Source organism: Rothia gullae, assembly GCF_024294905.1.
Classification (GTDB): domain Bacteria; phylum Actinomycetota; class Actinomycetes; order Actinomycetales; family Micrococcaceae; genus Rothia.
Genome location: NZ_JANCOC010000011.1, coordinates 60,854 through 71,794 on the forward strand (window position 1 = coordinate 60,854; position 10,941 = coordinate 71,794).

Here is a 10,941-nt window from a genome sequence, read left to right on the forward strand (position 1 = left end):
TTGTATACGCAATAAAGCATATACCCTTATCGGGGTGCTACCAGATGCGCACGCGCTCCTCTGGAGCCAGGTACAGTGCATCGCCCTCAGAGACACCAAACGCCTCATAGAACTCATCAATATTGCGCACCACACCGTTCACACGGAACTCATCCGGCGAATGCGGATCCACCGAAATCATCACCTCAGCATGCTGCCGGCGGGACTTCGTGCACCAGCCGCGAGCATTCGAGAAGAAGAAACGCTGAATACCGGTCATACCGTCAATCACCGGCGCGTCAGCCAGCGACTCAATGCCCTGCTTCTTCAAAGCCAGACGGTACGCCTTCAACGCAATCGACATGCCAGCCAGGTCGCCAATGTTCTCGCCCAAAGTCAGCTCACCGTTCACGTGGAACTTCGGGTCCAGACCCACCGGAACGTACGCGTTGTACTGCTCCACCAGCGCGGAGGTGCGCTCCTTGAACTTCGCGTAATCCTCCTCAGTCCACCAGCTCTCCAGCTTGCCGTCACCGTCATAGCGGGAACCCTGATCGTCAAAACCGTGACCAATTTCGTGGCCAATAATCATGCCGATATTGCCGTAGTTTGCCGCATCGTCAGCATCCGGGTTGAAGTACGGCGGCTGCAGAATCGCTGCCGGGAACACAATCTCATTCGCCGGCGGCATGTAGTACGCGTTCACGGTCTGCGGAGTCATCAGCCACTCCGACTTATCCACCGGCTGACCCTTACGGGCAATCAGCCAGTCAGCATCAAACGCACCGGTACGGCGCAGGTTCTCAAACAGGTCACCGGGCACCAGCTCCAGTGCGGAGAAGTCACGCCACTTATCGGGGTAACCGATCTTGGTGACGAATTTCGACAGCTTCTCCAGCGCTTTCTGACGGGTTGCCTCAGTCATCCAGTCCAGCGACTCAATAGACTCGCGGTACGCCTCCAGGAGGTTGCCGACCAGAACCAGCATCTTCTCCTTATGCGAAGGCGGGAAGTGCACAGCCACGTACTCCTGGCCAATCTCTTCACCCAGAGCCTTCTCGACTGCGCCCACGCCGCGCTTCCAGCGCTCACGAATCTGCTGAGTACCGGAAAGGGTCTTGCCGTAGAAGTTGAAGCTCTCCTGAACCAGTTCGTCGTACATGAACGGCGCACGCGAACGCAGAACAGTCCACACAGCCCACAGCTTCCAGCTCATCAGCGGGATGGAGGTGAACAGCTTAGCAGCACCCTCAAAGAAGGACGGCTGAGCCACAATAACCTGACCCAGGGTCTCCGGGTCAGCACCCAGAGCCAGCAGCCACTGCGAGAACGGGAAGCCGGGGAACTTCTCCTCCAGCTCGGTCGCCTGGTACGGGTTGTAGGTTGCCTCCGCGTCGCGGTTCTCCACAACGTTCCAGTGCAGACGAGCCAGCTCCGACTCGTGGGTGAACACCAGCTGAGCCGCCTGCGCCGGGGTGAGGCCGAAGCCCTCAGCCAGACCGGTCAGCTCAAACACGCGGGCAATATGCTCAACGTACGCCGCGCACGCCTGCTCGTGCTTCTCTTCACGGTAGTAGGATTCATCCGGCAGACCCAGACCCGACTGATACAGGAAGAACGTGTAATTCTTCGGGTCCTTCGGGTCGTTGCTGGTGTACCAGGCGAACAGCTGCGGCAGACCCGCACGAGATAGCAGCGCCAGGGTCACAGCCAGGTGGGAGGGGGTTGCCGAGTTCAAGATCGGGGCGATTTCCTTCAGCAGCGGCTCCAGGCCGTCCGCCTCAATCTTCTCAACGTCCATGAAGGAGTTGTAGAGTGCTCCAATACGGGACTCCGGCTGCTCCTTCGCGATCTTCTCCACCAGCTCACGCACGTGCTTCTCTGCGTTATCGCGGAGGGTGTACAGGCCGCCGTCCTTGGGGTGGTCCGCCGGGATTTCGTGGGTTGCCAGCCACTTACCGTTGACGTGGCGGAAGAAATCGTCGCCCGGCTTGACGGTTTCATCCACCCATTCTTTAGTGATTCCAGAGTTAGTAGTCATGGTTCCATTCTATGTTCTTACGCCCCCAAGCCACAGGATGCCCGGCACGGCACCAGATGCTGGCTCACCGGTACAGGCGCTTCTCAGGGGCATTTTGCCGCTCCTCAGCGGGCTACGCGGGTGCCAGAGAAGGCGGTAGTACTTCCAGGATGCAGAAACCCGCCGGCACGGTTATACAACCGTACAGGCGGGTTCGCATCTACTCCCGAACTGTTAAGCAGTTCAGGAAAGAAGAATCGCTATTTGCTTAAGCCTGAGCTGCCAGCTTCTCTGCACGCTCAGCCATCAGGCGCTTCTCAGCACCATTAACCAGCCAGAGGAACAGAACCGCCAGACCCGAGCAGACAATCATAAAGACAAATGCGGTGCTCCAACCCCAGTGGTCAACAATAATGCCGATACCGGCAGAAGCCAGAGTTGCACCCAGCGCGTAACCGAACAGGCCGGTGAAGCCCGCAGCGGTACCCGCAACATGCGAGGGGGACAGGTCAATAGCCTGCAGACCAATCAGCATGACCGGGCCGTAAATCAGGCCACCAATCAGAGCCAACGCAACGTAAGCAATCCACAGGGGTGCGTCCGAAGAGGGTAGCCAGTACAGCAGAATCGCGCCAACGGTCGCAATCAGGAACAGGATGCCCGCGGGGGAGCGGCGACCCTTGAACATGCGGTCAGAAACGTAACCGCACAGGACGGTGCCACCAATACCAGCAAGCTCCAGGATCGAGAAGCCCGCAATACCACCCTCAAGGGATGCGTGGCGCACATCGTGTAGGTACTTCGGTGCCCACACCAGCACGCCGTAACGCAGGGTGTACACGAACACGTTTGCCAGAGCCAGGTACACCATGGTCGAGTTGGTCAGTACGTGCTTACGGATGGTGGTCCAAGTGGACTCTGCACGATCCTCAGCGGTGGACTCAACCTTGTGCGGGTCGTTGCGGTACACGTCAACGGTGGGCAGACCCTCAGCCTCGGGGTTGTCACGAATCAGCAGCCACGCCACGAACGCCAGAACGAAGCTGATAACAGCCGGGAACCAGAAGGCAACTTCCCAGGTCTTGCCGAACATGGAGAAGCCCCATGCAACCAGCAGACCGGACAGCGCACCACCAACGTTGTGAGCGGTGTTCCACCAGGAAACCTTCGTGCCGCGCTCGCTGGTGGAGAACCAGTTCACGAGCACACGACCCGAGGGGGGCCAACCCATGCCCTGGAAGATGCCGTTGAAGACCATGATGGTCGCCATGATGGAGGCGATAGCGGCACCGTAGCCTGCCGCACCCGCGCCTTCACCCATGTAACCGGTCATTGCCAGCAGGATGTTTGCAACACCCGAGAGCACCAGACCGATGGGCAGGAACAAACGCGCGTTCGAGCGGTCAGAAATCATTGCGGTGAAGAACTTGCTGAAGCCGTAAGCGAGCAGTAGTGCCGTGGATAGTGCACCAATTGCTGCGTTGCTGAAGCCAAGTTCCTTGGTCAGAATCGGGGTGACCAGCGGGACGTTGTTACGAATCAGGTAGAAGGTCGCGTAACCGATGAAGATACCCATGAAGACCTGCAGGCGCATGCGTGGGTACTTCGCATTAACTTCTGCTTCGCTGAGCTGGGGCTTGGGTGCCGGAATGGCGAGCCAGCGGGGTGCAGAACCCTTCTTCTTCTTTGATGAAGTGGTAGTAGTCATGCTGGAATTCTAAAAACGGCGGCTTATAAAAATGCTAATCTGATGGGAATATTTTCAGTGGAATGTTCACTAGGGTGAACGGATATTCAGAATGAATATTCTACTAATACTGTTTTTGCCCCGGAATTACAGGGAAGTGCCAAATCTGTGTGATGTGCATCTGTCTACTGGGCAACAGTGCCACAAACACTGCAATGAATATAAACACTTTCCTTGTTGAGTAAATGCATATTATGGTCAGATTGCAAGTAAATTTAGAGTAATTTATACCCTAAGTTCAAAAAAGAAAACCACTTGGACTTCACTAAATCGGCGCCCCACAAACACCCCGGCAGGCGCCCGCTCAACCCAAAACCGCGCAGCCAAGGGCAAGGCTAACAAGCGCAGAAAACCCGCCCGTACGGTGCAGAAGAAAAACCGTACGGGCGGGCCTGTTATCTATCCCCAAAAGCTCGGCATACAGCCGGTACGCATACCGGCGCAAAGCCGAACAGCCACCACCTGCCGCAGGTTACCGCGAGCAAACCATCATCCGGTCAACCCGCAGCAGGCAGCGGAACCAATAGGCGCCTCCTAGAGGGATGCGCGAATCGCCTTGGTGGCGTCCACCAGGTGATGCAGAGACTGCTTTGTCTCCTCGTAATCACGAGTCTTCAGACCACAGTCAGGGTTCACCCACAGGTCAGCAATGGTGCCGTAACCAATCGCAGCCTTCAGCAGGGACTCAATCTCATCCTGCGAAGGAACACGCGGGGAGTGGATATCCCACACGCCCGGGCCCAGACCGGAAACGAAGCTCTCCGGAATATCAGCCAGCAGCTCCATGTGCGAACGAGCCGCCTCAATGCTGGTCACGTCAGCGTTCAGAGCGTTAATCGAGTCGATAATCTCGTTGAACTCCGAGTAGCACAGGTGGGTGTGAATCTGAGTGGAATCCTTCACCGCGCTGGTTGCCAGGCGGAAGGAATTCACCGACCAGTCCAGGTACTGCGGCTGCTCATCGCGGCGCAGGGGCAGCAGCTCGCGCAGAGCCGGCTCGTCCACCTGAATGATGCGGATGCCCGCCTGCTCCAGGTCGGCAATCTCGTCGGCAAGAGCCAGAGCCACCTGGTTAGCAGTCTCGCGGCGCGGCTGGTCGTCACGCACGAAGGACCATGCCAGAATCGTCACCGGGCCGGTGAGCATGCCCTTGACCGGCTTGTCGCTCAGCGACTGTGCGTGGGAGCTCCACGGCACGGTGAACGCCTCACCGCGCAGACCCTCACCGTGACGCTTCACGTCACCGAACAGGATCGAGGGGCGGGTGCAACGCGAACCGTAGGACTGAACCCAGCCGTGGCGGGTGGTTGCGAAACCGTCGAAGTTCTCAGCGAAGTACTGAACCATGTCGTTACGCTCAGCCTCACCGTGAACCAGCACGTCCAGGCCCAGCTCCTCCTGCAGCTTGATGACCGAGGCGATCTCGTCACGCAGGAAGCCGTTCAGCTCCTCAGCGGAAATCTTGCCCGCACGAGCCTCCGCACGGCGACGGCGAATCTCAGCGGTCTGCGGGAAAGAACCGATGGTGGTGGTCGGCAGCTTCGGCAGGTTCAGGTCAGCCTGAGCCGCGCGGCGAACGTCAATAGTCGGGCGGTCGAAGTCCTCGGGAGTCACAGCTGCGGCGCGGGCACGAATCTCGTCGTTGTGCTTGCGCGGGTCAGCGGCGAAGCGAGCAAGCGCCTCATCAGCAGCCTTCAGCTCCGGCTCAACAGCAGCCTCACCCTCAGCCAGGCCACGAGCCAACAGAGCAATCTCAGCGACCTTCTGATCAGCGAACGCCAGGCCGTCCACGGGAACCTCGGCGGGGTCTTCCAGAGCCAGGTCGTGCGGCACATGCTGCAGGGAGGTCGAGGAAGCCACAGACACGGCACCCTCGGATGCGCCGGGCAGCGCCTCCAGAGCCTTCAGTGCGGCACGAACATCAGCACGCCACACGTTGCGGCCGTTCACAACACCGGCAACCAGGTGCACACCCGCGGCAGAGACAGACTCCAGGTCAGCCTTCGAGTACACGCCATGCACCAGGTCAAGATGCAGAGCCTCAACACCAGTACCCAGCAGTGCCGGCAGGTTCTCACGCAGGGAACCGTAGGGGCTGGTCACCAGAATCTGCGGGCGCTTCTCGCCAGCAGCCAGGGCACGGTAGGTGCGCTCGGCAAGCTGCGCAACCTTCGGGTTGTCGGCACGGTCCACGGTCAGGCCCGGCTCGTCCAGCTGAACCCACTCAACACCGCGCTCAGCCAGCTGCTCCAGCACCTGAGCGTATGCGGCAACGAACTCATCCAGGCGGTCGATGGGTGCGAAGTCCTCAGCGGAACCATGCTCAGCCTTAGCACCCAGCAGCAGGGTCAGCGGGCCAACAATCTGCGGGCGAACCTTCACACCAGCCTGCTTTGCTACCTCGAGCTGCTCGTCAATAGCCTCAAGATTCAGCTTCATCTCGGTACCGGCACCAATCTCAGGCACCAGGTAGTGGTAGTTGGTGTCGAACCACTTAGTCATCTCCAGAGGAGGCAGGGTCTCGGTACCGCGCGCCAGTGCGAAGTAGCCGGGCAGATCCAGCAGATTGCGTGCGTCCTTAGCCTCAGCCAGACGCTCGGGAACCAGGGTGAACAGGCGAACCACATCAAGCACTTGGTCGTAGTAGGAGAAGGTCGCCGGAATCGAGTAGTTATCAGCCTTCAGACCCGCAGTGGTCACGCGCTCGAAGTAGGTGCGCTGCACGTCAGCGGCGGTGTCCTGCAGCTCCTGCAGGGTTGCCTTGCCCTTCCAGAAAGCCTCCTGAGCCTTCTTCAGTTCGCGGAAGCGGCCCACGCGGGGGTAGCCAACAATGGTTGCGGCGGGGAATGCGGTGTTCGACATAATAATTTTTCCTTTACTGGGGATAGATGTGGGGGTCGTTGCCGGCGTTTTACCACCCGACTGTTGGTGGTGAAACGGAGAGCTCAACAACTCCCGGAATATTTGTGGGGGAGAAAGTGGAAACGCATCCGACAAGGAGCGTTATGGGTTGAAGCGGGGTTTTTAGGCGTATTCCAGTTCGCTCAGCGACTGAGAGAATCGGTTACTGTACCGCGGCAAATCCAGCTGATCCAGAACGTCCAGAACCGCCGCATGCTCGTTGAAGGTGAAGAAGTGCAGACCCGGTGCGCCCGCGTCCATCACGGTGCGGCACTGGTTCAACGCGTACTCAACACCGATGCGGTGCAGCTCAGCGCTACTGGTTGCTGTCTCAAGGCGGTAGGCAAGATCTGCCGGAACCGGCATGCCCGCCATCTGGCAAAGATTCTGCAACCGCTTCAGGGAGGTTACCGGCATGATGCCCGGAATAATCGGAATATCCACGCCTGCCAGGTGCGCCGAATCGACCAGGGCACTGTAGCGTTCATCCTCAAAGAACACCTGAGTGATCGCGAAGTCCGCGCCGGCACGCTGCTTGGATAGCAGAATCTCAATATCCTGTAGCAGGGATGCGGACTCGGGGTGCTTCTGCGGGTATGCCGCCACACCAATCGACACCTTGCCAGCCGCCAGGTGGGCGAAATCTTCACGCTCAACGCGGCGAATGAGCTCTACCAGGTAGCGGGCGAAAGGAAGTTCAGAAACCTGACCTTCCTGAATATCACCGCGAAGAGCCAGGAAACCGCGCACACCCAGACCCAGAATCAGGCGGACTGCACGCTCCAGCTCGTGTACCGAATGGCCTGCGCAAATCAGGTGAGCCAGCGGGGTGAGGGACGTTTCATGCACTAGGTGGTCGAGTAGTGCGAGGGTCTTCTGGCGGCGCTTCGCGTCACCGGCGTAGGTGACCGACACGTAGTCGGGGTTGGTGCCCTCAAGCTCGGCAATGGTGTGGAGTAGCGACTCGCAGCTTGCATGTGAGCGGGGTGGGAATAGCTCAAAAGAAAGAGCCGGGTGAACTGTCGTCATAACCTTCCTTCGTGTTCACCCGATAGATACGCACCGGGAGGGTGCGTGAATTCTTCTGCAGGATGCGCTGTACCGGTTTGCGGGTACGGCTCATCGTGGGGTGCCGAAGGATATTCTTCTCTATCGGTTCTGGCGGGAGCACCTTGTCCGTACCCTGCACCGTGACGGTGGGGGATACTGGTGAGGTTGCTGCGACGTCTACGAGCCAGATCTCTCGGTCGCTCTTGATAGATAACGCTTTCACTTTACCCACCGCCTCCGAGGGCGTGCAAGGGATGCGGCGGTTGATGTCCTAATATTTCTGGACATGACATTGGGGAGAAATATGAACTTAATATGACCGACTGTGACAACCGGCTGCGACAGCCCGGACGCGACAGGGAGGCAAATCAAGCGACCATCCGTGCTAAGCTGACCCGCCTACAGTGTTCGGCACGCCTCCCGGACGTACAGTTAACGTATGGAACGTATTGAATCTCCCGTCTACCGCAGGCTCGGCAACTCCGGCCTCGTCGTACCCAGTGTAGGCATCGGCTGCAACAACCTCGGCCGCCCCGGCACCCCCACCCGCACCCAAGAAGGCACCAACGAAGTCATCGCCGCCGCAGTCGACGCCGGTATCAGCTTCTTCGACATCGCCGACCTCTACGGCGCCGAACCCGGCCTCTCCGAAACCATGTTCGGCACCGCCCTCACCCAGCTCGGCCTCGACCGCGACGAACTGACCATCGTCACCAAATTCGGTCTGCCCGTCGGCGACCTCAACGGCAACGACCGCAACGCCCGCGGATCCCGCCGCTACATCATGCGCGCCGTTGAAGGGTCCCTCCGCCGCCTCGGCACCGACTACATCGACCTGTACTTCTACCACAGCCCCGACCCTAACACCCCCATCGAAGAAACCCTCAGCGCCCTCGACCAGCTCGTACGCGACGGTAAGGTCCGCTACCTGGGCCACTCCAACTTCTCCGGCTGGCAGCTCGCCCACGCCGAACACTGCGCCCGTGAACTCGGCACCGAACGGTTCATCGCCGCAGAAAACCACTACAACCTGCTCGACCGCCGCGCAGAACTCGAAATCCTGCCCGCCGCACGGCACTTCGGCATGGGTGTGCTGCCGTACTTCCCGCTCGCTAACGGCCTGCTGACCGGCAAGTACCGCCGCGACAACATTCCCGCCGGTTCGCGCCTGTCCCACTCCAAGAAGAACGTGCTCGAAGCCGCCAACTGGGACCAGCTCGAAGCCTTCCACAGCTTCTGCACCGAACGCGGCATCACCGAAGTGCAGGCGGCGTTCTCCTGGCTCGCACAGCAGTCGCCGGTCACCTCCGTCATTGCCGGGGCGACCAGCGCTGAGCAGGTGCGCGCCAACGCACAGGCGGCATGCCTGCGCTTCGACGCTGAGGACCTCGCCGCCCTGGACGCAATCTTCCCGGCACCCGAGAAGATCGCGCTGTTCTAAACTCCGGCTCCCTCTCAAATGGACACTCAAGCAGACGCACGTGTCGGCCGTAAAATATGCTGAAAAATAGGCGCGGGGAGAAATAAATATCACCCGCCGAACGTTTTCGCTAGGATTAGGTGAGGTGTGTCTAACCTGACGCACCTCACCTTACCTATGTACCCACCCCTGCCGCCTGGAAGCAGCCCGGCAGGACCACCCGCCACCGGCACATCAAAGGACACCATGAGCGCACAGAGCACCGCCTCCACCCTGCCCCCTCTGGGCACCGGGAAGCACAGCCGATACCTCGGCATCATCGCACTCATCGCCACCTTCGGCGGTCTGCTCTTCGGCTACGACACCGGAGTGATCAACGGCGCGCTCGAACCCATGAGCCGCGAACTCGGCATGGACTCCACCACCCAAGGCTGGGTCACCGGATCGCTCGCCTTCGCCGCCGCTATCGGTGCGCTCGGGTGCGGCCGCATCTCTGACCGGTTCGGCCGCCGAACCACCATCATTGGGCTCTCCACCATCTTCTTCATTGGTGCCCTAATCTGTGTCTTTGCACCCAACGTCGCCGTGCTCATCACCGGGCGCACCCTGCTCGGCCTGGCGGTCGGCGGCGCCTCCGCCGTAGTGCCCGTGTTCCTCGCAGAGCTCGCACCTTACGAAATTCGAGGCTCCCTCTCCGGCCGCAACGAGCTCATGGTCGTGGGCGGTCAGCTTGCCGCGTTCATCGTGAACGCCCTCATCGGCAACGTATGGGGCGAACACGACGGCGTGTGGCGCTGGATGTTCGCCATCTGCACCCTGCCCGCCATCGGCCTGTTCGTCGGTATGCTGCGTGTGCCCGAGTCGCCGCGCTGGCTGCTGCGCGTCGGCAAGCGTGAGCAGGCGCTTGAGGTGATGAAGCGCATCCGCTCCACCGAACGTGCCGAAGCTGAAATCGCCGACATTGAACGCACCCTGCAGGCGGAGGCAACCACCCAGAACAATGCGGCGGGTAAGGAAAGCGTGGGCGTGCGCGGCTGGTTCGTGCGCATCCTGCTCGTCGGTATTCTGGTCGGTGCGGGCCAGCAGCTGACCGGCATCAACTCGATCATGTACTACGGCATTAAGGTGCTCAAGGAAGCCGGTTTCAGCGAATCCGCGGCGCTCATCGCGAACATTGCGCCGGGTACGATTGCGGTGCTCGGCTCCATCCTGTCGCTGCGCCTGATGGAGCGTGTGCCGCGCCGCGTCATGGTCATTACCGGCTATAGTTCAACCGCGTTTTTCCACGTGCTGATTGCGGGCGCATCCATGCTGCTGCCCGCCGATAACGCGGCGCGTCCCTGGATTCTGCTGGTGCTCATCGTCTGTTTTGTGGGCGCGATGCAGACCTGCCTGAACGTGTCGACGTGGGTGATTATGAGTGAGCTGTTCCCGCTACGTGTGCGTGCGGCGGGTATGGGTATTTCGGCGTTTAGCGGCTGGATGATGAATGGTGTGCTGTCGCTGGCGTTCCCCGTGATTCTGGGCGCGGTCGGTCTGACCGGCTCCTTCATCGGCTTTGCCGTGGTGAACGTGGTCATTGCGCTGCTGATGTTCCGCAACCTGCCGGAGACTCGCGGTGTGAGCCTGGAGCAGGTGGAGCGCGGCGTGATCGACGGCAGCATCTACCCCTCCGCAGGCAAGCGTTAGATTCGGTGGTTTTTAGGCATGAATGAGGCGGGGGGGGGGGGGGGGGGGGGGGGGGGGGGGGGGGGCGGCGGGGGCGGGGGGGGGGGGGGGGGGGGGGCCCGGGGGGGGCGGCGGGGGGGGGGGGGGGGGGGGGGG

At 60.4% G+C, this 10,941-nt stretch carries 6 protein-coding genes and 1 riboswitch; of the genes, 2 read left to right on the forward strand and 4 right to left on the reverse strand.

Annotated elements, in window-relative coordinates:
• Positions 1-37: 37 nt before the first annotated feature.
• From NML54_RS07410 to NML54_RS07425, 4 genes are all read right to left on the reverse strand, one after another.
• On the reverse strand, positions 38-2,020 hold the full coding sequence (locus tag NML54_RS07410; protein ID WP_254757110.1) for a M13 family metallopeptidase: 1,983 nt from the start codon (positions 2,018-2,020) through the stop codon (positions 38-40).
• A 247-nt stretch (positions 2,021-2,267) separates the two neighbouring features.
• Positions 2,268-3,707, reverse strand: coding sequence for an MFS transporter (locus tag NML54_RS07415; RefSeq protein ID WP_005507318.1), 1,440 nt, complete (start codon positions 3,705-3,707; stop codon positions 2,268-2,270).
• 573 nt (positions 3,708-4,280) lie between these two features.
• On the reverse strand, positions 4,281-6,608 hold the full coding sequence (gene metE, locus NML54_RS07420; RefSeq protein WP_254757112.1) for a 5-methyltetrahydropteroyltriglutamate--homocysteine S-methyltransferase: 2,328 nt from the start codon (positions 6,606-6,608) through the stop codon (positions 4,281-4,283).
• A 162-nt stretch (positions 6,609-6,770) separates the two neighbouring features.
• Entirely contained in the window at positions 6,771-7,676 is a 906-nt protein-coding gene (locus NML54_RS07425; protein ID WP_254757114.1) for a methylenetetrahydrofolate reductase, read from the reverse strand.
• Positions 7,677-7,793: 117 nt separating this feature from the next.
• Positions 7,794-7,910: riboswitch (SAM riboswitch) on the reverse strand.
• Between the two features lie 226 nt (positions 7,911-8,136).
• Between NML54_RS07425 and NML54_RS07430 the strand changes: the two genes are divergently transcribed.
• Positions 8,137-9,138, forward strand: coding sequence for an aldo/keto reductase (locus NML54_RS07430; RefSeq protein WP_254757116.1), 1,002 nt, complete (start codon positions 8,137-8,139; stop codon positions 9,136-9,138).
• A 225-nt stretch (positions 9,139-9,363) separates the two neighbouring features.
• A complete protein-coding gene (locus NML54_RS07435) occupies positions 9,364-10,806 on the forward strand; it encodes a sugar porter family MFS transporter (protein WP_254757118.1) in 1,443 nt (480 codons plus the stop codon).
• Positions 10,807-10,941 lie beyond the last annotated feature (135 nt).